The 20,593-nt window shown below is 69.7% G+C and carries 21 protein-coding genes and 2 tRNA genes; 11 read left to right on the top strand and 12 right to left on the bottom strand.

Annotation, left to right across the window (positions count from 1 at the left end; all coding sequences use genetic code 11):
• Window positions 1-20 precede the first annotated feature (20 nt).
• The 7 genes from AB0P08_RS11815 to AB0P08_RS11785 all read left to right on the top strand — a co-directional run bounded on the left by AB0P08_RS11815 (window position 21) and on the right by AB0P08_RS11785 (window position 8,600).
• Window positions 21-2,189, top strand: coding sequence for an RNA degradosome polyphosphate kinase (locus tag AB0P08_RS11815; protein ID WP_363589989.1), 2,169 nt, complete (start codon window positions 21-23; stop codon window positions 2,187-2,189).
• Window positions 2,186-3,172: an NUDIX hydrolase gene (locus AB0P08_RS11810; RefSeq protein ID WP_363589988.1), complete on the top strand. Its 987-nt coding sequence runs from the start codon at window positions 2,186-2,188 to the stop codon at window positions 3,170-3,172. The genes AB0P08_RS11815 and AB0P08_RS11810 overlap by 4 nt, the downstream gene beginning before the upstream one ends.
• Window positions 3,173-3,409: 237 nt before the next feature.
• Window positions 3,410-4,513: a phosphate ABC transporter substrate-binding protein PstS gene (locus AB0P08_RS11805; RefSeq protein WP_187662093.1), complete on the top strand. Its 1,104-nt coding sequence runs from the start codon at window positions 3,410-3,412 to the stop codon at window positions 4,511-4,513.
• Window positions 4,514-4,619: 106 nt separating this feature from the next.
• Window positions 4,620-5,603 (top strand): phosphate ABC transporter permease subunit PstC, encoded by a 984-nt coding sequence (pstC, locus tag AB0P08_RS11800; protein ID WP_187662094.1) that lies wholly within the window; start codon window positions 4,620-4,622, stop codon window positions 5,601-5,603.
• A gap of 1 nt (window position 5,604) precedes the next feature.
• The gene (gene pstA, locus AB0P08_RS11795) at window positions 5,605-6,702 is read left to right on the top strand and encodes a phosphate ABC transporter permease PstA (protein ID WP_268776741.1); all 1,098 of its coding nucleotides are present in this window, start codon (window positions 5,605-5,607) and stop codon (window positions 6,700-6,702) included.
• Between the two features lie 29 nt (window positions 6,703-6,731).
• Complete coding sequence (pstB, locus tag AB0P08_RS11790; protein WP_025104291.1) at window positions 6,732-7,511, top strand: phosphate ABC transporter ATP-binding protein PstB; 780 nt, start codon at window positions 6,732-6,734, stop codon at window positions 7,509-7,511.
• A 276-nt stretch (window positions 7,512-7,787) separates the two neighbouring features.
• Window positions 7,788-8,600: a hypothetical protein gene (locus AB0P08_RS11785; RefSeq protein ID WP_363589987.1), complete on the top strand. Its 813-nt coding sequence runs from the start codon at window positions 7,788-7,790 to the stop codon at window positions 8,598-8,600.
• Window positions 8,601-8,732: 132 nt separating this feature from the next.
• On the opposite strand, the gene AB0P08_RS11780 is transcribed toward AB0P08_RS11785, so the two are convergent.
• The 5 genes from AB0P08_RS11780 to AB0P08_RS11760 form a co-directional block, all read right to left on the bottom strand.
• Complete coding sequence (locus AB0P08_RS11780; RefSeq protein ID WP_363589986.1) at window positions 8,733-9,617, bottom strand: aminodeoxychorismate lyase; 885 nt, start codon at window positions 9,615-9,617, stop codon at window positions 8,733-8,735.
• A 171-nt stretch (window positions 9,618-9,788) separates the two neighbouring features.
• A complete protein-coding gene (locus tag AB0P08_RS11775; RefSeq protein ID WP_363589985.1) occupies window positions 9,789-10,418 on the bottom strand; it encodes a DNA-directed RNA polymerase subunit beta in 630 nt (209 codons plus the stop codon).
• 29 nt (window positions 10,419-10,447) lie between these two features.
• A complete protein-coding gene (locus tag AB0P08_RS11770) occupies window positions 10,448-11,221 on the bottom strand; it encodes an anti-sigma factor (protein WP_363589984.1) in 774 nt (257 codons plus the stop codon).
• The gene (sigK, locus tag AB0P08_RS11765; RefSeq protein WP_363589983.1) at window positions 11,218-11,820 is read right to left on the bottom strand and encodes an ECF RNA polymerase sigma factor SigK; all 603 of its coding nucleotides are present in this window, start codon (window positions 11,818-11,820) and stop codon (window positions 11,218-11,220) included. The genes AB0P08_RS11770 and sigK overlap by 4 nt, the downstream gene beginning before the upstream one ends.
• A gap of 31 nt (window positions 11,821-11,851) precedes the next feature.
• Window positions 11,852-13,564, bottom strand: a complete 1,713-nt coding sequence (locus tag AB0P08_RS11760) for a cytochrome c biogenesis protein DipZ (protein ID WP_363589982.1) — start codon at window positions 13,562-13,564, stop codon at window positions 11,852-11,854.
• 167 nt (window positions 13,565-13,731) lie between these two features.
• Here AB0P08_RS11760 and AB0P08_RS11755 point away from each other — a divergent pair, with 167 nt between their 5' ends.
• Both AB0P08_RS11755 and AB0P08_RS11750 read left to right on the top strand, forming a co-directional pair.
• Window positions 13,732-14,391 (top strand): fasciclin domain-containing protein, encoded by a 660-nt coding sequence (locus AB0P08_RS11755; protein WP_187662100.1) that lies wholly within the window; start codon window positions 13,732-13,734, stop codon window positions 14,389-14,391.
• A gap of 135 nt (window positions 14,392-14,526) precedes the next feature.
• Window positions 14,527-14,599 (top strand) — tRNA-Lys (locus AB0P08_RS11750).
• Between the two features lie 8 nt (window positions 14,600-14,607).
• On the opposite strand, the gene AB0P08_RS11745 is transcribed toward AB0P08_RS11750, so the two are convergent.
• Entirely contained in the window at window positions 14,608-15,072 is a 465-nt protein-coding gene (locus tag AB0P08_RS11745) for a hypothetical protein (RefSeq protein WP_363589981.1), read from the bottom strand.
• A 157-nt stretch (window positions 15,073-15,229) separates the two neighbouring features.
• On the opposite strand from AB0P08_RS11745, the gene AB0P08_RS11740 reads away from it, so the two are divergent.
• A complete protein-coding gene (locus AB0P08_RS11740; protein WP_025104283.1) occupies window positions 15,230-15,775 on the top strand; it encodes a type 1 glutamine amidotransferase domain-containing protein in 546 nt (181 codons plus the stop codon).
• Between the two features lie 3 nt (window positions 15,776-15,778).
• Here AB0P08_RS11740 and AB0P08_RS11735 read toward each other — a convergent pair whose 3' ends face one another.
• Window positions 15,779-16,297, bottom strand: coding sequence for a CGNR zinc finger domain-containing protein (locus AB0P08_RS11735; RefSeq protein WP_363589980.1), 519 nt, complete (start codon window positions 16,295-16,297; stop codon window positions 15,779-15,781).
• 25 nt (window positions 16,298-16,322) lie between these two features.
• Between AB0P08_RS11735 and AB0P08_RS11730 the strand changes: the two genes are divergently transcribed.
• The gene (locus AB0P08_RS11730; protein WP_363589979.1) at window positions 16,323-16,541 is read left to right on the top strand and encodes a hypothetical protein; all 219 of its coding nucleotides are present in this window, start codon (window positions 16,323-16,325) and stop codon (window positions 16,539-16,541) included.
• Here AB0P08_RS11730 and AB0P08_RS11725 read toward each other — a convergent pair.
• The 5 genes from AB0P08_RS11725 to AB0P08_RS11705 form a co-directional block, all read right to left on the bottom strand.
• Window positions 16,522-17,055 carry a DUF1697 domain-containing protein gene (locus tag AB0P08_RS11725; RefSeq protein WP_259951396.1) on the bottom strand — a complete coding sequence of 178 codons (534 nt, stop codon included), beginning with the start codon at window positions 17,053-17,055 and terminating at the stop codon, window positions 16,522-16,524. The genes AB0P08_RS11730 and AB0P08_RS11725 overlap by 20 nt on opposite strands.
• Window positions 17,052-17,633, bottom strand: coding sequence for an isochorismatase family protein (locus AB0P08_RS11720; RefSeq protein ID WP_363589978.1), 582 nt, complete (start codon window positions 17,631-17,633; stop codon window positions 17,052-17,054). The genes AB0P08_RS11725 and AB0P08_RS11720 overlap by 4 nt, the downstream gene beginning before the upstream one ends.
• A 78-nt stretch (window positions 17,634-17,711) precedes the next feature.
• A tRNA-Thr gene (locus tag AB0P08_RS11715) sits at window positions 17,712-17,784 on the bottom strand.
• A 69-nt stretch (window positions 17,785-17,853) separates the two neighbouring features.
• Window positions 17,854-19,407 carry an alpha/beta hydrolase gene (locus AB0P08_RS11710; RefSeq protein ID WP_363589977.1) on the bottom strand — a complete coding sequence of 518 codons (1,554 nt, stop codon included), beginning with the start codon at window positions 19,405-19,407 and terminating at the stop codon, window positions 17,854-17,856.
• Window positions 19,404-20,561 carry a DNA polymerase III subunit delta' gene (locus AB0P08_RS11705; protein ID WP_363589976.1) on the bottom strand — a complete coding sequence of 386 codons (1,158 nt, stop codon included), beginning with the start codon at window positions 20,559-20,561 and terminating at the stop codon, window positions 19,404-19,406. The genes AB0P08_RS11710 and AB0P08_RS11705 overlap by 4 nt, the downstream gene beginning before the upstream one ends.
• Between the last annotated feature and the right edge of the window lie 32 nt (window positions 20,562-20,593).

The following is a 20,593-nucleotide window of genomic DNA, read 5'->3' as shown; positions in this document are numbered from 1 at the left end:
CCGGTGCTTAGATGTACCCCATGATCGATCCCGCACTCGCCGACGCCGGCCTCGGTGACGCCGAAGACGACGACTTCGACGACGCCGTCGAGGCGCCGGACTCGCAGCTCCCCGACCACCGCTATCTGGACCGCGAGCTGAGCTGGCTCGCGTTCAACCAGCGCGTGCTGGAGCTCGCGGAGGATCCGTCGCTGCCGGAGCTGGAGCGGGCGAACTTCCTGGCGATCTTCGCCAGCAACCTCGACGAGTTCTTCATGGTTCGTGTCGCCGGACTCAAGCGGCGCATCATGACCGGTCTCGCCGTGCCGACCAACATCGGGCGCTCCCCCGTCGACGCCCTCGCCGACATCTCGCGGGAGGCCCACGCGCTCCAGCTCCGCCACGCGGACGCGTGGACGACGCTCGTCCGTCCCGCTCTCGCCGACTCCGGCATCGAGATCACCGAGTGGTCCGATCTCACCGACGACGAGCGCCGGGCGCTGTCGGACTACTTCGGGGCGCAGGTCTTCCCGGTGCTGATGCCGCTGGCGGTCGACCCGGCGCACCCGTTCCCGTACATCTCCGGCCTCTCGCTGAACCTCGCCATCCGCATCCGCAACGCGCGGACCGGCCGGCAGGAGTTCGCGCGTCTCAAGGTGCCGCCCATGCTGCCGCGCTTCGTCGAGGTGCCGGGCGGCGGCGAGATCAAGCGCTTCCTGCGGCTGGAGGAACTCATCGCCAACCATCTCGGCGACCTCTTCCCCGGCATGGAGGTGCTGGACCACCACGCCTTCCGCCTCACCCGCAACGAGGACGTGGAGATCGAGGAGGACGAGAGCGAGAACCTGATCCAGGCGCTCGAGGCCGAGCTGCTGCGTCGTCGGTTCGGTCCGCCCATCCGGCTCGAGATCACCGACGACATGGACGATGTCACCATGGACCTGCTGGTCCGGGAACTCGATATCACCGACCTCGAGGTCTATCGCCTCCCTGGACCGCTCGACCTGCGCGGACTGTTCGACCTGTCGCGGATCGACCGTCCGGACCTGCGGTACCCGCCGCACCTGCCCACCACCGCCGTCGCCTTCCAGCCCGCGGGGTCGAGCAACCGAGCCGACATCTTCAAGGCGATCCGCAAGTCCGACGTCCTCGTGCACCACCCGTACGAGTCCTTCACCACGAGCGTGCAGGCGTTCCTCGAGCAGGCCGCCCGCGACCCGCACGTGCTCGCCATCAAGCAGACGCTGTACCGCACCTCCGGAGACAGCCCCGTCGTGCAGGCCCTCATCGACGCGGCCGAGGCCGGCAAGCAGGTGCTCGCGCTGGTCGAGGTGAAAGCCCGCTTCGACGAGGCCAACAACATCGTGTGGGCGCGCAAGCTGGAGAAGGCCGGCGTGCACGTGGTGTACGGCCTCGTCGGCCTCAAGACACACTGCAAGCTCGCCCTCGTGATCCGCGAGGAGGACGGCAAGCTCCAGCACTACTCGCACGTCGGCACCGGCAACTACAACCCGAAGACCAGCCGCATCTACGAGGACTTCGGGCTGTTCACCGCCGACGCCCAGGTCGGCAAGGATCTCACGCGGCTGTTCAACGAACTCAGCGGCTACGCGATCGAGAAGAAGTTCAAGCGTCTGCTCGTCGCCCCGCTCCACCTCCGCAAGGGCCTCGTCCGGCTGATCGACGCGGAACGCCGGATCGCCGAGTCGGGAAAGCCCGCGCACATCCGCATCAAGGTCAACTCGATGGTCGACGAGGAGATCATCGACGCGCTGTACCGCGCCAGTGCCGCCGGGGTGAAGGTCGACGTGTGGGTACGCGGCATCTGCAGCCTGCGGACCGATCTCGACGGGATCAGCGACAACATCACGGTCCGCAGCATCCTCGGCCGCTACCTCGAGCACTCCCGCATCTTCACGTTCGAGAACGACGGCGACCCGCAGGTGTACATCGGCAGTGCCGACATGATGCACCGCAACCTCGACCGTCGCGTCGAGGCCCTGGTGCGGGTCACCGACCCCGCGCACCTCAAGGAGCTGACCGCCTTCTTCGACCTGGCGATGGACGACCAGACCTCGTCGTGGCATCTCGGCCGCGGCGGCGTGTGGGAGCGCCACGCCGTGGATGCCGATGGCAAGCCGCTCGTCGACCTGCAGGATAAGACCATGGGGATGATCCAGCGACGTCGTCGGGCGCGGGCGGTTCGATGACGGCGCGGCAGGTCCAGCTCCCGGCGTCCGCGGCGGACGCGAAGTGGGCGGACAAGGCCGTGTACGCGGCCGGGGCCGTCGTCTGGCGTCTGGTCGACGGCAAGCTGCGCATCCTGCTCATCCACCGCACCAAGTACCGCGACGTCACCCTCCCGAAGGGCAAGGTCGACCCGGGCGAGATGCTCGCGGAGACCGCCGTGCGCGAGGTGCACGAGGAGACCGGCATAAGGGTGGCCCTCGGCGTCCCCGTCGGGATCAGCCGCTATCACCTCGCGTCCCGCAAGCAGAAGGTCGTCCACTACTGGGCGGCCGAGGCCACGGATGCCGCGATCCGCGCCTCGACGTTCGTGCCGAACCGCGAGATCGCCGCCCTCGAGTGGGTCAGCGTGAAGAAGGCGCGTGCCGCGCTGAGCTACCCGGTGGACCTCGAGATCCTCGATGCGTTCGCGGCGCTGGTGGACGACGGCGTGCTGCGGACCTTCCCGGTGATCGCCCTCCGGCACGCGAAGGCCCTGCCCCGGTCGGAGTGGAACAAGGCGGACGCGGCCCGGCCGCTCACCGACCGCGGGAAGCGGCAGGCCAAGGCCATCGTCGGACCGCTCCGCGCTTTCGGCGTGCGCAAGATCGTCACCAGCGACGCGGTGCGCTGCGTGCAGACCGTCACCCCGCTCGCCAAGGCCCTGGACCGCAAGCCGGTCCTCACCGAGAAGATCAGCCAGGACGCATGGGAGGACGGCGTCGCCGACCTCCGTTCCGTCGTCGGTCGCCGCATCCGTGCAGGCAAGCCCGCGGTGCTCTGCAGTCACGGCCCCGTGCTCCCCGCGCTCCTCTCGGAGATCGCCCTCGCGACCGGCACCGTGCACGGCTCCTACGTCAGCAGCGCCGCCGATCTGGAGACCGGCGCGTTCTCCGTGGTGCACGTCTCGGCGACGAACCCCGGCTCCGGCATCATCTCGATCGAGACCCACGCGCCGAAGGTCTGACCCCTCCCTCGTTCGAGTCGCTCACTTGGCTGCATCCGGGCCCGGGATGGCGCACAGTGGGCGATTCGAACGGAGGAGGCACCCCTGGGACCCGCACAACGACGGGGATCGGCCCCAGAGAGTCGCTGGCCGTTCACCTGCCGTTCACCTGCGCGGGAGAGTCTCGTTAACCGTCGCCCCTAGCGTCACTGTGTGCCCTGCACCGGGCCCCACCCCTCCAAGATCGAAGGATCCACAGTGAAGATCTCCCGAATCGCACGAATCGGCGCCATCGGCGCCGTCGCCGCTCTCGCCCTCGCCGGCTGTGCCGCGAACGAAGGCGGAACCGGCGGCTCCAGCGAAGAGCCCTCGGAGTCCACGCTCTCCGGCACGATCGACGCGACCGGCGCGTCCTCGCAGACCGCAGCCCAGGAGGCCTGGGTCGCCGCATTCCAGACGGCCAACCCCGACGTGACGGTCAACTACGAGCCCACCGGCTCCGGCACCGGCCGCGAGAACTTCCTCGAGGGCGGCAGCAACTTCATCGGCTCCGACCGCGCGTTCAACGACGAGGAGATCGCCGCCGGCGGCTTCGGCGCCTGCACCACCGACGACATCGTCGAGGTCCCCCTCTACATCTCCCCCGTCGCGGTCGCCTTCAACCTCGAGGGCATCGACACGCTGAACCTCGACGCCGCCACGATCGCGGGCATCTTCGCCGGCACGATCACCAACTGGAACGACGAGGCCATCGCGGCCCTCAACGACGGCGTCGAGCTGCCCGACCTGGCCATCTCGCCGGTGCACCGCTCCGACCCTTCCGGCACGCAGGAGACCTTCGCCAAGTACCTCAGCGCGACGGCCCCCGACGTCTGGACCTACGAGGTCTCGGACGAGTGGCCGATCCAGGGCGGCGAGGCTGCTCAGGGCACCTCGGGTGTCAAGCAGGCTCTCACCGCCGGCAACGGCGCCATCGGCTTCCTCGACGCCTCGCAGGCGGACGGCCTCGGCCAGGTCGCCGTGGGCGTCGGCGAGGACTTCGTCGCCTACTCGGCCGAGGCCGCCGCGAAGCTCGTCGAGGGCTCGCCGCTCGCCGAGGGCCGTGGCGAGGGTGACCTCGTCTTCGACGTCGACCCGGCCGCTGCCGCGGACGGCGCCTACCCGATCGCCCTGGTCAGCTACCTCATCGGCTGCGAGCAGTACGAGGACAGCAACGTCGCGGAGCTCGTGAAGGAGTACTTCACGTACGTCGCGAGCGCCGAGGGCCAGGATGCCGCCGCGGAGAACGCCGGCAGCGCCCCGATCTCGGACGGCCTGCGCGAGCAGGTCCAGGCCGCGATCGACCTGATCCAGGTCGGCTGATCCTGCCGATCCACTGACGACGGTGCCCCCGCGTCCCCGAGCGGGCGCGGGGGCTCCGCCAGGTCAGCACCCGATCCATCTCCACCCGGCCCGAGACAGGGAGATCATGAGCACGACCGCGCAGGAGCCGACAACGGCACCGGCACCGACACCGGCGCCGCCCACACCGATCAAGGCCAAGCAGCGCCTCGGCGACCGGGTCTTCTCCGGCACCGCGCTGGCGGCCGGCATCATCATCCTGGTCGTGCTGGCGCTCGTCGCCGCCTTCCTCGTCATCCAGAGCCTGCCGGCCTTCCAGCTCGACACCACCGACAACCACATCCTCCGGGGCGAGTCGTTCTGGGTGTACGTGTGGCCCCTCGTCTTCGGCACGCTCTGGGCGTCGTTCATCGCCCTCCTGATCGCCGCGCCCATCGCGATCGGCATCGCCCTCTTCATCTCGCACTACGCGCACCGCCGACTCGCCGCCTTCCTCGGCTACATCATCGACCTGCTCGCCGCGGTGCCCTCCGTGGTCTTCGGCCTCTGGGGCGGCCTCGTGCTCGCGCCCATGCTGCAGCCGATCTACGTCTGGCTCAACGAGAACGCGTCGTGGGTGCCGTTCTTCGGCGGTCAGGTCTCCGCGACCGGGAAGACCATCCTCACCGCCGCCCTCGTGCTCGCCGTGATGTGCATCCCGATCATGACCGCCATCTGCCGCGAGGTCTTCCTGCAGACCCCGAAGCTCCATGAGGAGGCGGCCCTCGCCCTCGGCTCCACCCGCTGGGAGATGGTCCGCATGGCCGTCCTCCCCTTCGCCCGCGGCGGCATGGTGTCGGCCGCGATGCTGGCCCTCGGCCGTGCGCTCGGCGAGACCATGGCCGTGACGATGGTGCTCTCCCCCTCCGCGGTGGTCAGCTTCCTCGTGCTCACCGCCACCAACCCCACGCCGATCCCCGCCAACATCGCGCTCGCCTTCCCTGAGGCGCACGGCACCGGCGTGAACACGCTGATCGCGACCGGCCTCATCCTCTTCGTCGTGACCTTCGCGGTCAATGCGGTGGCGCGCTGGATCGTCGCCCGCCGCGCCGAGTTCTCGGGAGCGAACTGACATGACCGCCCTCACCAGCGCTCCGCCCTCCGCGAGCACCACCGCCCTCACCTCCGGCCGTCTTCCGAAGTGGGCGCCGTGGGCCCTTCTCGGCGTCTCCTTCGTCGTGTCCGCCGCGGTCTTCGGCGTCGCCGCCGCCGGGTCCGACACCCCGCTCGCCGACTTCAACATCGCGGGCACCGTCATCGTCGGCATCCTGCTCTACATGGTGATCATCACCGTGATCTCCTCCATCGCGGAGAGCCGTCGGAAGGCCGTGGACCGCCTGATGACGGCCCTCGTCGCCACCGCCTTCCTCATCGCCCTGCTGCCGCTGATCTCGCTGCTGTGGACCGTGGTGGCGAACGGCATCGAGCGCTTCGACGCCGAGTTCTTCTCCTACTCGATGCGTAACGTCGTCGGCGACGGCGGCGGCATCGTGCACGCGATCTGGGGCACCGTCCTCATCACGCTCACGGCCACGATCATCTCGGTGCCGGTCGGCCTGATGACCTCGATCTACCTCGTCGAGTACGGCCGCGGCAAGATCGCCAAGGCCATCACGTTCTTCGTCGACGTGATGACGGGCATCCCCTCGATCGTCGCCGGTCTGTTCATCTACGCGGTGTTCGCGCTCCTGATCCGCCCCGGCATCTCGATGGGCTTCATGGGCGCGCTCGCGCTCGCGGTGCTGATGACCCCGGTGGTGGTGCGAGGCAGCGAGGAGCTGCTGCGGATCGTTCCGAACGAGCTGCGCGAGGCCTCCTACGCCCTGGGCGTGCCGAAGTGGCTCACGATCCTCAAGGTCGTGCTGCCCACCTCGATCGCCGGCATCATGACCTCGGTGATGCTCGCCATCTCCCGCGTGATCGGCGAGACCGCCCCGCTGCTGCTCACCGCCGGCTTCACGCAGAGCCTGAACACGAACATCTTCGACGGCCAGATGATGACCCTCCCGGTGTTCGCCTACAACCAGTACATGAACCAGGGCACGAGCCCGGACGCCGCCGTCGCGCGCGCCTGGGCCGCCGCCCTCACCCTCATCCTCATCGTCATGGTGCTGAACCTGCTCGCGCGCCTGATCGCGAAGCTGTTCGCCCCGAAGGTCAACGGCCGCTGAGCGCCCGACCACTCAGAATAGGAATCCACGTGTCCAAGAGCATCGAAGTCAACGACCTCAACGTCTACTACGGCAACTTCCTCGCGGTCGAAGGCGTCTCCCTCGACATCCAGCCGCGCAGCGTCACGGCCTTCATCGGCCCGTCCGGCTGCGGCAAGTCCACCTTCCTCCGCACCCTCAACCGCATGCACGAGGTCATCCCCGGCGCCCGTGTGGAGGGCGAAGTGCTCCTGGACGGCAAGGACCTCTACGGTGCCGGTGTCGACCCCGTGCTCGTGCGTCGCCAGGTCGGCATGGTGTTCCAGCGCCCCAACCCGTTCCCGACGATGTCGATCAAGGAGAACGTGCTCGCGGGTGTGAAGCTCAACAACAAGCGCATGTCGAAGAGCGAGCAGGACGACCTCGTCGAGAAGTCCCTCACCGGCGCGAACCTGTGGAACGAGGTCAAGGACCGCCTCGACCGTCCCGGCTCCGGACTCTCGGGCGGCCAGCAGCAGCGTCTGTGCATCGCCCGGGCCATCGCCGTCTCCCCCGAGGTGCTGCTGATGGACGAGCCGTGCTCCGCCCTCGACCCCATCTCGACCTACGCGATCGAGGAGCTGATCGGCGAGCTCAAGAACGAGTTCACGATCGTCATCGTCACGCACAACATGCAGCAGGCGAGCCGCGTCTCCGACAAGACCGCCTTCTTCAACATCGCCGGCACGGGGAAGCCCGGCAAGCTCATCGAGTACGACGACACCACCAGCATCTTCACCACCCCGTCCGTCCAGGCCACCGAGGACTACGTCTCCGGCCGCTTCGGCTGACCCGCACTCTCTCGACCTTCGGGCCCGGATGCCTCGCGTCCGGGCCCGAACCTGTCCCCCGCCCGTCCTCGGGCCTGTCCCCGGGCACAACTTCGGAGATGCCGCGCGACACGCCGTCGCCCGGGCTCCGGCCACGGCGTGTCTCCTTCGATCTCCGAAGCTGTGCACGGGTCGTGACTCCTGCACAGATCGCGAGTCGGGAGGACCGTCCACAGGCGGTGGGCTACCGAGGCGAGTCGCGGCCGGGGAGGCCGAGACGGCGCGAATGATGGCGGGATGTGCACGGGGCGAGGGACGCAGGTCTGGACGTATGCCGTGCTCCGCGCCCGGCACGGACGACGGCAGATCGAGCGTCGAGTGCGCGGCGGCACCCTCCTCCGGGTGCGGCGCGGGGTCTACGCAACGGACCGCGCCTGCGTGGAGGTCGTGACCGCCGCCGCCCACGGCGGGGTCCTCGGCTGCGAGTCCGCAGCGCGGCATCTCGGGCTCTGGGTGCTCGACGAGCCGGCCCTGCACGTCTGGATGCACCACGACCGCCATCAGTATCCGCACGAGGACTGCCGGTGCGTGACGCACTGGGATGCTGCGACGTCGAGCAGTGCCTTCGAGCAGCCGGGGGTGCCCCTCGTGCTCCGGCAGATCTACGGCTGCCGAGGGCCGGAGGCGTTCTTCGTCGCCGTGGAGTCCGCCCGCCGGCTCGGACTCATCGACGAGGTCGGGCTGCGCCGGCTCGGTGACCGGCTCGGAGCCGAGGGACGCGACCTCATCGCGTTCTCGCGGGCCGACGCCGACAGCGGGCTGGAGTCTCTGGTGCGGCTGCGGATCCGGCGGTATGGGTGGCGCGTGCGGACGCAGGTCGGCGTGGTCGGAACAGGCCGGGTGGACCTCCTCATCGACGGCTGGCTCATCATCGAGACCGACGGACGCGCCAACCACGAGGAGAGCTCGCTCCGGCACCGCGATCTGGTCCGCGATGCGACCGCTGCAGGCTGGGGTCACCCCACGCTCCGCTTCGACTACGCGATGGTCCTCCATGACTGGCCCCTCGTCGAGCGCGCCATCCTCGAGACCATGCGTCGCCGCCCCTGACCCCGGCCCAGCCTCTTGCCGCCCTGTGCCGTGCACAGCTTCGGAGATCATCGAGGACACGCCGGTACCGGGCGGTGAGTGTCGGCGTGTCGTCCAGCATCTCCGAAGTCGTGTCCGGGGAGCGGGAGGACATCAGTCGCGCGGGGAGAGCAGGTACGTGTTGAGGTCGTCGGTGAGGGCGGTGTCCACGGGAACCGGCGTGCCGTCGATCGCGGTGATGGCGGTCGCGAGACGCACACTCGACACGAGCCACGCGGCATCGGCCTGCGTCAGATCGGCGGCGGGGATGCGGTCGTACGCGACTTCGAAGCCGCGTGCGAGGAGGTGGTCATAGACGCTGAGCTGCGTGGTCCCGTGCAGGATGCCGCCGTTCGGGGCCGGGGTCGTGAACCGGTCGCCGACGCGCAGGATGAGGGAGGCCGTCGGAGCCTCCAGCACGAAGCCGTCGCTCGACAGGAAGATCGCGTCGTCGGCTCCGCGGCGCTTGGCCTCGCGCAGGGCCGCCATGTTCACGGCGTAGGACAGCGTCTTGGCCCCGAGCAGCAGCCAGGGGGCGCGTTCCGCGGCGCCGAGGTCGTATCCACGGTCCAGGGTGACGACCTTGACGCCGTTCCGCCGCACCGCCGCGAAGTCCGCCGCCGGAGCCGCCGTGACCCACGCGGTCGGCGTCGGACCGTGCTCGACGCCGCGGCTGAGAATCAGCTTGATGACCGACTCCCCCGCCCCGAGCTGTGCTGCGGCCTGCTGGATCGCCTGACGCCACTGCTCCTGGTTCGGCACCGGGAGGTCGCAGAGTCGCGCCGAGTGCGCAAGGCGTTCCAGATGCGGGACGACCTCCTGCGCATGTCCGTCGATCACGCCGATGGACTCGAACACGCCATCGCCCCGTTGCGTGCTCAGCTCGCCGACGCTGAGGGCGGGGGCCGCGGCGTCCACCTGCGTGAACGTGTCGGCGTAGTCGTCACGCTGCTCTTCGGCGGCGACGGGATCGATCATGAGGGCGAAGCGACGGATCATGTGACGAGCCTAGGGCGCCGGGAATACCCACCGCGTCCTCGCGTTACACTGGAGTGGCCGGGCCGCATAACCCCGGGCTCCAATTTTCGCCGCTGCGAGCGGCCTTCCGCCGAGAGGCGTTCTTGCGGCCCGGTCTTTCTCTGTCCGGATGCCGTCCCGACAGAGCCGAAGTCAGGTCAGCGCTCCGGTGCGCCACAGAGCCGCCGACGCCGCGAGGTCCTGAGCATAGCTGCTCAGCCGCAGCGCCCGCGTGGTGAGCTCGCTGGCACGGGCGGGCTCCGTCGGCTCGTAGTCGTCGGCGGTGTGCGTCGCGCCGGAGGCCTGGACGCGGCAGAACGCCGCCGCGCGCTCCAGCGCCACGGCGAAGTCGCCGCGGAAGGCGCCGCGCAGGATCGTGTCGATGAGCGCCACGAGCTCGTCCGGGCTCGCCGGCACCGGCGCTCCGGCGACCACGGCATCGGCCGACGGCAGCTCGACCCGCCCGCGGTCGTAGAGGAGGGCCGCCGTGCGCGGATCGCCGTGGATGGCGAGCTGGAGGACGTACAGCCGCCACAACGACCCCGGGAGGGTGCGCGACGGCGCCTTCGACCACAGTTCCGCGATCTCGTCGATGCCGTGCTCGCTCGTGAAGGCGATCAGCCGTTCGACGCTCGCCCCGCTCTCGTCCTCGCGGACGCGGGTCAGCAGCGCGGAGGCGGTGGCGTGCGCGACGCGCGTCTCCTCGGCGGGGTCATGGGCGCCGACGATGTTGTCGAAGGCGCTCGTCGGTCGACGCACGGGACGGTGGTGCTGCTCGGGCATCCCTCCAGGGTACGCCGGACCGGGGCCTCTCAGGCCGTCGGGATGACGATCACCGGGTCGGTCGTGGGCAGCCCGGACGGCGATCCGCCCTCCTGCTCGACCGTCACCGCGATGGCATCGCCGGCCTGCATCTCGCCCTCGAGGAGCGCGGTGGCCTCCCCACCGTCGACATCGAAGACGCCGGCGGCGATCGGGTCCTCCCCGCGCACGAACCACAGCTCGTACGTCTTCCCGTCCGCGACCTCGGGCAGCCCATCCGTGACCAGCACGGCCTTGCCGACCGAGCCCGACCAGTGCGCGGTGGCCGTCGCACCGTCGTCGAGCTCCACCGTGGCCTTCTGCGCATCGCCCGCGGATTCGATCTCCTGCAGCGCGACGACGCTCTCCGGCCGGTTCAGCTGATCGTTGAGGGCGACGGCACCGATACCGACACCCACCAGGAGCGCGAGACATGCGGCGAGCGCGAACGCGAGCCGGGTCCAGCGTCGGGGCGTGCGGGGCGCCGTCTCATCGGCGGGAATCGAACTCGCCGCCGCCGGGACCTCCGGGTCGGCCTCGGGGTCCGTGGCGTCATCCTGCGGAGTCTGGGCGATCCGGGCGAGGAGGGCCGCGCGGATGCCGGCGGGCGGAGCGACCGAAGCCATGCCGTCAGCGAGGAGAGCAGCAGCCTCGGCGTCGGCGTCGTGCTGCGCCGCCCACTCCGGATGCTCGGCGAGGGCGCGTCGGTACCGACGCTCGTCGTCCGCCGACAGCGCGTGGAGCGCGGCACCTGCCGCGAGCTCTGCGAAGTCCTTCTCGTTCATGCCGTCACCCCCATCGCCGTGCGGAGCCGGGTCAGCCCGTCTCTCATCCGTGTCTTGATCGTGCCCAGCGGTGCTCCCACGAGCGCCGCGATCTCGTTCTGACTGTAACCGCCGTAGTAGGCGAGGACGAGCGCCTCCCGCTGCGCCTCGGGAAGCCCTGTCAGCGCTGCGACGACCCGCTCTCCCTCGATCCCCAGTTCGACCCGTTCCGCCACGCTGTCGTGCGCGACGCCGACGTCTCGATAGCCCGCACGCACGTCCCGGTCCGCACTCGACTGCGAAGCCCGCACCCGATCCACGGCCCGGCGATGCGCGATCGTCATCACCCAGGTTCGTCCCTGTCCCTTGTTCGGAGCGAACCGGGAAGCGGATTGCCAGATCTCGAGGAACACCTCCTGCAGCACCTCCTCGCTCTGCGCGCGGTTCACGAGCACGCGGAGGATGAGGCCGAACACGCGGGAGGAGAGGGAGTCGTACAGCGCGGCGAAGGCAGCCTGATCACCGGAGGCGACGCGGACGAGGAGGTCGGCGACAGCATCCTGCGGCGCCGCCCCGTCCTCGGGGACGTCCATCCCATCGATGACCATCTCCATAAGCATGCCGTATCTCCTCCCTCTTCCCGTGCAGACGTCACCCGAAGGTGAACGAATACACCTCGACGCCGGTGGGGACCTCGAGCGTGAACGTGCCCTTCTCGATGTCGCCCTCCTCGAGCAGGCCGTACGAACGCGGCGTTCCGTCGATCCGGATCGTCTGCTCGTTCCCGTCGGCGTCCGTGACCACGACCTCACCCGACCCCGCGACGACCATGCGCACCTCGGCCGCGCGATACCGCAGCCGGATCCGCGCGCCGTCAGCCGTCGGCGTCACGTACTGGGTGTCCACGGTCCAGTCCCCGTCCAGCGCGAAGCTGTCGTCCGGCTGGTCGTCGGGGAAGGTGAAGCTGCCGTCGCCGCGACGGTACTCGTCACCGCCGCCGTAGTTGACGTCCTTCGAGGAGCCGAGGAAGGTCTCCCGGGTCGTGGCCCCCACCTCGGGGGTCTCGTCCTTCACGTCCGTGGCCGCGGGAAGCTCGACGTCGGGGTCGGCGTCCTGCAGCAGCTCCCGGATCATCTTCTCGGTCGCGGCGTAGTTGCCCTCACCGAAGGAGATGTGGCGCACGGTGCCCTCCGCGTCGATGAGGTAGTGCGCGGGCCAGTACCGATTGCGGTAGTTGGTCCAGGTGGAGAGCGTGTTGTCGAGCGCGACCGGATACTCGATGCCGAAGTCGCGTGCGCCGGCGGCGACGTTCCCCGGGTCCTTCTCGAACGCGTACTCGGGCGAGTGGACGCCGATCACCTGCAGCCCCGCATCACGGTATGTCTCATCCCAGGCCACGACGTGCGGGATGGAGCGCTGGCAGTTGATGCAGGAGTACGCCCAGAAGTCGATGAGCACCACCTGCCCGCGCAGGTCCTTCAGGTCGATCGCTGCCCCGTCCGGGGTGTTGAGCCACTGCTGGATGCCCTTGATGGACGGCGCCGTTCCGCAGGACTCGAGCTCGGTCGCGCCGTTCGTGCACTGGTCGAGGTCCTTGTTCTCCTCGTTGACCAGGCCGCCGAGGTCGAGGGCGTCCTGCACCTGCTCGGAGTCGGCGATCTGCTCCTGCAGCGGTGCGGTGTAGTCCGGGAGCAGCCGCTGCAGCGCCTGCGGCACGTTGAAGACGAGACCCACGGCGAGCGCGATCATCGCCACCCCGGCGGCGATCCGGAGCGCCCGTTCCTTCGTGCGGAAGGCCCGGATGCGCTCGATGACGCTGCGACCGGCGAGCGCGAAGACCAACAGGGGCACGGCGACGCCGATCGCGAAGGAGACGGTGAGCAGCACGGTGCCGACGCCGATCTGCCCGGTGGAGCCCGCGACGATGATGGCCGCGAGGACAGGGCCCGCGCACGGGACGAAGACCGCCCCGAGGGCGAGACCGACGCCGAACCCGTTACCGCGGTTCTTCACCTCTCGCTGCCCGAAGCGCTGGAACGGCCGCTCGAGGATGTGCTGGAACCGCGGCACGATGAGTCCCACCCCGATGATGACCAGCACCGCGATGCCGACCCAGCGGATGATGTCCTGCGGCAGGTTCAGCAGGCCGAGGAGAAGCGACCCGGCGAGCGTCACGAGCGTGAAGCTGAGCACGAGCCCCGCGATGACGAAGTAGGGGCGGCTGCGTTTCGCCGGCACCGCCTCCCCCTCGTACGACGCCGACTGGGCTCCGCCGGTGAGGAAGATCACCGGGAGCACGGGCAGGATGCACGGCGAGATGCCGGTGATGAGCCCGCCGAGCAGGCCGATGATGATCAGGTCCATGAGGTCCTCGTCTCTGTCGGGTGCTGTTCGCGCCGACCCCCCGCAACGGATTGGATCGGATCCGATTTCGGAGAATCTCAGAATTCCTCCCATCCGATCCGCGGAGGCTTCCGAACAGCCCTCGACGCCACGGAGAGGCCGTGGCCGGAGTTTCGAAGGAGCTCGACATGTTCAGCACCAAGAAGAAGGTCACCGCAGCAGTCACCCTGGGTCTGGCGAGCGCATTCCTGCTCTCGGCATGTTCCATGGGCAGCGGGACGAGCACGGAGGAGTCGTCGGAGCCGACGACGCCGGAGTCGTCGGAGTCGACGCCGATGGAGATGGACCCCGCCGCGAACCTCGTCGGTCCCGGCTGCGCGGCGTACGCCGAAGAGGTCCCGGACGGCGCCGGTTCCATCCAGGGCATGTCCCAGGACCCGGTGGCGGTCGCCGCCTCGAACAACCCGATGCTGACGACGCTCGTCTCGGCCGTCAGCGGTGAGCTGAACCCCGACGTGAACCTCGTCGACACGCTCAACGGCGACGAGTTCACCGTGTTCGCACCGGTCGACGACGCCTTCGCGAAGATCGACGCCGCGACGATCGAGACCCTGAAGACCGACAGCGACCTGCTGACCTCGATCCTCACGTACCACGTGGTCCCCGGCCAGATCGAACCGTCCGACATCGAGGGCATGCACACCACCGTCCAGGGCGCCGACCTCGAGGTGACCGGCAGCGGTGACGAGTGGATGGTCAACGACGCCAACGTCATCTGCGGCGGCGTGCAGACCGCGAACGCGACCGTGTACCTCATCGACTCGGTCCTGATGCCCCCGGCTGAGTAAGCCAGGGACGGTGCCGGTGACCCGACCGGCACACGGCCTCCCCGGTTGTCAGGAGGGACACGGGGCAGGTGAAGGGGCCGTCGGCGGCTGTGGCGCCGACGGCCCCTCGTCGTGCGCCCCCTAGACTGGGAGCACGGGCCTCTAGCTCAGTTGGCAGAGCATCGGACTTTTAATCCGCGGGTCGTGGGTTCGAGCCCCACGGGGCCCACCGCATCCTCAGTCGTCGCCGCCGGCGTTCCCGGCGAGCAGGTCGTCGCGGATCCCGGCGACGCCGTCCGGCAGCGTCTCGCCGTGCATCACGAAGTCGGGAGCGTCGGGGCTCCCCCCGATGCCGCAGACGGCGACGTTGTCCTGACCGTCGATCGTCTCCGGGACGGCCACGAACCACACCGCCGACTGTTCCAGCCACTCGGTGGTCGCCATGTCGGCGAAGAACGTGGCGTTCGGCGAGATCGTGCGGATCTTGTCGGTGCAGAGGGAGACGAGCTGCCCCTTCGTGAAGGCACCGGCGGCCGGCGGCGACGACGTCTCCGCGGGCGTCGGGGTCGGCGTGGGGGCGGGCGAGGACGACGGCGTCGCCGTGTCGCTGGAGGTCACGGTCGGCGTCGGTTCCGGGGCCGGCGTGCAGCCGGCGAGGACGACCAGCACCGGCAGGAGGAGGAGAGCGGGACGGAGGCGCATGTCTGGATCGTATCGAGTCGCCGATGCCCTTCCCTCCAGCGCGGCCGCTCTGTATCACCGTCGTCGCCGGCTGGCCACCCCCTGGCGACGCCCGGAGCCCTGCGAGAGGGTCGAGGAGTCCCCGGAACAGGGCGACTTCCCACCGAAAGGACGGACCATGACTCTCACCGGAAACCGCGTGGCATTCCTGGCGACGGACGGCTTCGAGGACAGCGAGCTCACGAGCCCCTGGGAGGCGGTGACGACGGAGGGCGCGAGCGCCACTCTCATCGCGCCGGACGGTGCCGCGATCACCGGCAAGAACGGACATGAGCAGGCTGTCGACCTGAAGGCCGCCGACGCCTCCGCCGACCAGTTCGACGCGCTCGTGCTGCCGGGCGGCGTGGTGAACGCCGACCACCTCCGCATGGATCAGGCCTCCATCGACCTGGCCCGTGCGTTCTTCGAGCAGCACAAGCCCGTCGGCGTGATCTGCCACGGCGCCTGGATCCTCATCGAGGCCGGTGTCGTCGACGGTCGGACGATCACGAGCTACCCCAGCCTGAAGACCGACCTCCGCAACGCCGGCGCGAGCTGGGTGGACGAGGAGGTCGTGGTCGACGAGGGTCTCGTGTCGAGCCGCACCCCTGACGACCTCCCGGCGTTCAACGCGAAGCTCGTCGAGGAGATCGGCGAGGGCAAGCACGCGGGGCAGACCGCCTGACGCTCAGCTGACGCGCGCCCGATGGCGCCGCACGGCCGCCCGGTTCGCGCACCTCACGGAGCAGAACCGCTGGCGGCCGTTGCGCGTCACGTCAGCCACGACGTTGGTGCACGGCGGCGCGTCACAGCGCCCGAGTCGGTTCATCCCCCGGGTCACGAGGTGCAGCGCCGTGCCGAGGTTGATGATCGCGCGCAGCACGAAGGGCAGCGAGCGCACGTCGTCCCGGTAGTGCAGGTGCCAGCCCTCGTCATCGTGATTGGTGAGCCGCGGATACGCCCCTGCGGCGGCGAGCTGATCGTTGAGCAGAGCGGCCCGCGCATCGGCGTCCGGTTCGTCGACGATGGCCAGCCAGTCGTCGATCACGACACGCACCTGCGCGTGGTCATCGGGTGCCGGGGGAAACGTCTGCGTCATCCCCAGCGCGAGCGTGCGCTCCTCGATCCCCGCGCGGTCCTCCGGCCAGTCGTTCGCGAGGGAGGCGGCGAGGAGCACCGCATACTCGCCGTAAGGGTTGAGATGCATAAGACCATTACATCACGCTGGTCCCATGACCTCCTCCGACACCCTCCCGCTCCCCCGGCTCGCCTCCCCCGCCGACACCCATGAGCACGCCTGGCTCGTGGAGTCGCGCCATCCCACGAGCGAGGGCGTCGTGATGTACGTCCGTTGCGTCGGCTGCGATTCCCGCCGGGTCGACCTGGCCGCGCACGCTCAGGTGCCACCGGCCGCGCTGAGCCGCGCGGTGGTCATGCCGTCAGGGCGATGAGCTTCCGCACGGTGCGCAGGTTACGGGCCGTCCCGGCAGTCCCGAGCGCACGGTCGAGCACCGCCTTCGTGAGCCTGGTCGTGTGCACTCCCCCGGCGGCGTAGTCGATCCACAGATCGTGCCCGACCAGGGCGAGACGCTCGCCCGGCACGAGACGTCCCTGCAGGGCGTCGAGGGCGCCGGCCGCCGGAGCACCCTCGAGGAACATCGCGTGCACCAGCTTCAGATCCCCCTCCGGGAAGGGCTGGGCCGCCTCGGAGTCGGCGAGCTCGGCGTGCGTGCGGTGGATGACCGGGGTGTCGACACCGAACTCGGCTGCGATCAGCGCGCGCACCGTCGCGCAGGACGCCGCCGGGTCTCGCGGGGTCGCGCAGACGATGTTGCCGCTGGCGATGTAGGTGGAGACGTCCTGCAGGTCGGTCTCGGCGTCGAGGACTTCCCGCAGCCGAGCCATGGGTACGCTGCTGCGTCCGCTGACGTTGACCGCGCGGAGGAGGAGGACGCTACGACTCACGCCTCCGCGCTCTCGAGGAGCTCGGCACCGGCGTGCGCGAGCTGGGCGAGGGCCGCGACGCTGGGTTCGGGGGCGACTCCGGCGATCAGGTCCGTGAACACACGGACGTGCACGCCGTGGGCGATCGCATCGAGCGCAGAAGCCCGGACGCAGTGGTCCGTGGCGATGCCGACGACGTCGGCCGTCACGACGCCGGCCGCGCTCAGCACCGCGGCGACCGTCGCCCCATCGTCGGTCACCCCCTCGAACATCGAGTAGGCCGGACGGCCCTGCCCCTTGCGCACGTGATGGGTGACGCGGTCGGTCACGAGCAGCGGGTCGTAGTCGGCTCCCGCGGTGCCGGCGACGCAGTGCACCGGCCAGGAGTCGGTGTAGTCGGGACTGGCGGAGAAGTGGCCGCCGTTGTCGCCGTCGGCATCGTGCCAGTCGCGGGAGGCCACGATCACCTCGTAGTCGTCGGCGTGGGACGCGAGGTAGGCGGAGACGGCGGCGGCCACCGCGTCACCGCCCGGGACCGCGAGGGCGCCGCCCTCGGTGAAGTCGTTCTGCACGTCGACGATGAGAAGCGCTCTGCTCATGCTCCGAGCGTACGCCCCGCAGCCGGGCCCGGAGACGAGGAAACCCCCGGGACCACGAGGGTTCCGGGGGTTTTCCTGAGCCGCTTGTCAGAATCGAACTGACGACCTTTTCATTACGAGTGAAATGCTCTGCCGACTGAGCTAAAGCGGCGTGCGACGCGTGAGCCGCGCGATCACCGATATTACCCTGTCTCGCGCTCGCTCGCGAATCGAGGCTCACTCACTCGCAGCGCAGGCCGTCCTCCGGCACCACGTCTTCGAGCAGGAAGGCCTCCACCGCGTCATCCACGCAGACGTTGCCCTTGTTGTAGCCGGTGTGCCCCTCGCCCACACGGGTGATGAGGACGCCCTCGGAAAGCTGGTCGGCGAGCGACTCCGACCACTCGTACGGGGTCGCGGGATCGTTGGTGGTGCCGACGACGACGATGGGCCCCGCGCCTTCCGCGGTGATCTTCTCGCGAGTACCGGTGGGCGGATACGGCCACACCTCGCACGGGTCGGGTCCCGACCAGTACGGAGCGATGGTCGGCGCCCCCTCCGCGATCTTCTTCTCGGTGGCCGCCTCGGCCGCAGGGTCGTCCTCGACCGGGTAGTCCATGCAGTTGTACGCACGGAAGGCCTCGGTCGAGTTGTCGATGTAGGTGCCGTTCTCCCGACCGTTGTAGAAGTCGGCGAGGCGGAAGGCCGTCGACGGGTCGCCCTGCAGCGCCTCGTCCAGGGCCTGGGTCAGGATCTCCCAGCTGTCCTCCGAGTACAGCGCCGCGATGATCGCCGTCATCAGGGCGTCGGCGCCCATGAGCCGGCCGTCGCCGTTCTTCAACGGCGTGCGGTCCGCGCTCGCGAGCAGGGCGCCGAGATCGGCCATCGCCTCGTCGACCGTCCCGCTGAAGGGGCACGAGCCGGAGTCGAGGCAGTTCTGCATGTAGGCCCGCAGTGCCGACTCGAAGCCGAGTGCCTGCGTGGCGCCCACCTCGAGACCGGGCACGGCGGGGTCGATCGCCCCGTCGAGCACGAGCCGTCCGGCCTTCTCCGGGTAGAGCTTGGCGTAGGTCGCGCCGAGGAACGTGCCGTACGAGTACCCGAGGTAGTTGAGCTCCTTGTCGCCGAGGACGGCGCGGAGGAGGTCCATGTCGCGAGCGGCGTTGACCGTGGTGATGTACGGCAGGATCCCCTGGCTGTTCGCGTCGCACGCCTCTCCGAAGGCGCGAGCGGAGTCGAGCAGCTCGGACTCCCACTCCGGGGTGCCCCGCGGCGCCGCGGGGATGCCGTAGAGGTAGTCGTCCATCTCCTTCGCGTCGTAGCAGGTGACGGCGGTGGAGGCCCCGACACCGCGGGGGTCGAAGCCGATCACGTCGTAGTTCTCGATGAGCGCCGGGCCGACCGCGTAGTCCAAGCTGCCCTGGATGAGGTCGACGCCGCTGGAACCGGGTCCTCCGGGGTTCGTGAGCAGCGAGCCGATCGCCTCGCCCTCGGCGCGATGCCGCACGACGGCGAGGTCGATCTCTCCCACGCTCGGGTCTTCCCAGTCGAGCGGGGCGGTGACGGTGGTGCAGTCGAAGCCCTGGCCGCACTCGGTCCAGTCCAGCTCCTGGGAGTAGTAGGGCAGGAGTTCTTCGGCGACGCCCTCGGTGTCCGGGGTCTTCTCCACGGCCGGCTTCGAGGACTGCTCCGGGATCATGGCGTAGAGGCACCCGGAGAGCGCGACCGAGGCCGCGGCAAGACCGGCGATGAGCGCCGCGGAGCGACGGAGTCGGGGCAGGGATCGAGTCTTCACGGTTTCCTCCCGCTCGTGACGGTCACGAGCAAACTCTCGAGCGCGAGCAGCGGGGCGACGTTGCGCTCCAGCGCCTCGCGGGTCTCGGCCAGGTGGTCGAGCACGACGAGCGTGCGCTCCACCCTCCATGCGGACGCGAGCCCGGCCAGTTCGGCATGCAGCTCGCGGTTGATGAGGTCGTCGCCGCGACCGTACTGCAGCATCAGGACGTCGCGGAAGAGCGACTGGAGGTCGGTGAGGACGCGGTCGATGCCGTCCCGCAGACTCCGCGTGGCCCGCTTCTTCTGATCGTCCTCCAGTGCCGACACCTGAGCGCGCAGCGCCGGAGGCACCGCCTGCCCCTCGGCGACCCCGACGGTGCGCAGCAGGGCGGCGCGTTCCGCCGCATCCCGCTCGGCGGTGAGGGCCTTGGCGTCTTCCGTCGCCGCCTGGATGATGCGCCCGGCGACCTCGACGGCGTCGTTGACCCCGCGCACCCCCATCACGCCACGGAGCGTCTCGTCGCGGCGTCGGCGCGCGGCATCGTCGGTGGCCAGACGCTGAGCCATGCCGATGTGCCGCTGCGCGTGTCGGGCGGCCTGCTCGGCGACCGCCTCGTCCACACCCGTGCGGAGGCTGATGAGGCGGGACACGTCCGCCACGTCGGGCTCGCGGAGACGGAGCGACCGCACGCGCGACCGGATCGTGGGGAGGAGATCGGCCTCACTCGGCGCGCACAGGATCCAGACGGTCTGCTCCGGCGGCTCCTCCAGCGCCTTGAGCAGCACGTTGGAGGTGCGCTCCACCATCCGATCGGCGTCTTCCACCACGATGACCCGGTAGCGACCGGCGGACGGGGCGAAGTAGGAGCGTTCGACGAGCGCGCGCGCCTCGGCGATGGTGATGATCACCTTGTCGGTGCGCAATGCGGTCACATCGGGATGCGTGCCGGCGAGGACCTGCCGCATCGTGGCCTCGTCGTCGGGCCCCTCGGCGATGAGCGCGGCCGCGAAGGCATAGGCGAGGGTCGACCGTCCGGACCCCGGAGGGCCGGTGATCAGCCAGGCGTGCGAGAGTGCGGCCGGATCGGATGAGGCGGAGCGCAGCGTCTCGACGGCGGCTTCCTGCCCCCAGACGTCTGCCCACGGAAAAGGCGGGGCGAGGGTCGAGGGCATGCACTCAGCCTAATCGGCACCGCCGACGCTCC

Source organism: Microbacterium meiriae (assembly GCF_040686935.1).
GTDB lineage: Bacteria > Actinomycetota > Actinomycetes > Actinomycetales > Microbacteriaceae > Microbacterium > Microbacterium meiriae.
This window is presented reverse-complemented; position numbering and strand designations above follow the sequence as displayed.

Coding starts and splice junctions, on each gene's coding strand:
- AB0P08_RS11740 (WP_025104283.1), top strand. CDS start 15,230: ATGACTCTCACCGGAAACCGCGTGGCATTCCTGGCGACGGACGGCTTC.
- AB0P08_RS11705 (WP_363589976.1), bottom strand. CDS start 20,561: ATGCCCTCGACCCTCGCCCCGCCTTTTCCGTGGGCAGACGTCTGGGGG.
- AB0P08_RS11810 (WP_363589988.1), top strand. CDS start 2,186: ATGACGGCGCGGCAGGTCCAGCTCCCGGCGTCCGCGGCGGACGCGAAG.
- AB0P08_RS11730 (WP_363589979.1), top strand. CDS start 16,323: ATGACCTCCTCCGACACCCTCCCGCTCCCCCGGCTCGCCTCCCCCGCC.
- AB0P08_RS11785 (WP_363589987.1), top strand. CDS start 7,788: ATGTGCACGGGGCGAGGGACGCAGGTCTGGACGTATGCCGTGCTCCGC.
- AB0P08_RS11815 (WP_363589989.1), top strand. CDS start 21: ATGATCGATCCCGCACTCGCCGACGCCGGCCTCGGTGACGCCGAAGAC.
- AB0P08_RS11745 (WP_363589981.1), bottom strand. CDS start 15,072: ATGCGCCTCCGTCCCGCTCTCCTCCTCCTGCCGGTGCTGGTCGTCCTC.
- AB0P08_RS11755 (WP_187662100.1), top strand. CDS start 13,732: ATGTTCAGCACCAAGAAGAAGGTCACCGCAGCAGTCACCCTGGGTCTG.
- sigK (WP_363589983.1), bottom strand. CDS start 11,820: ATGCTTATGGAGATGGTCATCGATGGGATGGACGTCCCCGAGGACGGG.
- AB0P08_RS11780 (WP_363589986.1), bottom strand. CDS start 9,617: ATGATCCGTCGCTTCGCCCTCATGATCGATCCCGTCGCCGCCGAAGAG.
- AB0P08_RS11760 (WP_363589982.1), bottom strand. CDS start 13,564: ATGGACCTGATCATCATCGGCCTGCTCGGCGGGCTCATCACCGGCATC.
- AB0P08_RS11735 (WP_363589980.1), bottom strand. CDS start 16,297: ATGCATCTCAACCCTTACGGCGAGTATGCGGTGCTCCTCGCCGCCTCC.
- pstA (WP_268776741.1), top strand. CDS start 5,605: ATGACCGCCCTCACCAGCGCTCCGCCCTCCGCGAGCACCACCGCCCTC.
- pstC (WP_187662094.1), top strand. CDS start 4,620: ATGAGCACGACCGCGCAGGAGCCGACAACGGCACCGGCACCGACACCG.
- AB0P08_RS11775 (WP_363589985.1), bottom strand. CDS start 10,418: ATGCCCGAGCAGCACCACCGTCCCGTGCGTCGACCGACGAGCGCCTTC.
- AB0P08_RS11770 (WP_363589984.1), bottom strand. CDS start 11,221: ATGAACGAGAAGGACTTCGCAGAGCTCGCGGCAGGTGCCGCGCTCCAC.
- AB0P08_RS11720 (WP_363589978.1), bottom strand. CDS start 17,633: ATGAGCAGAGCGCTTCTCATCGTCGACGTGCAGAACGACTTCACCGAG.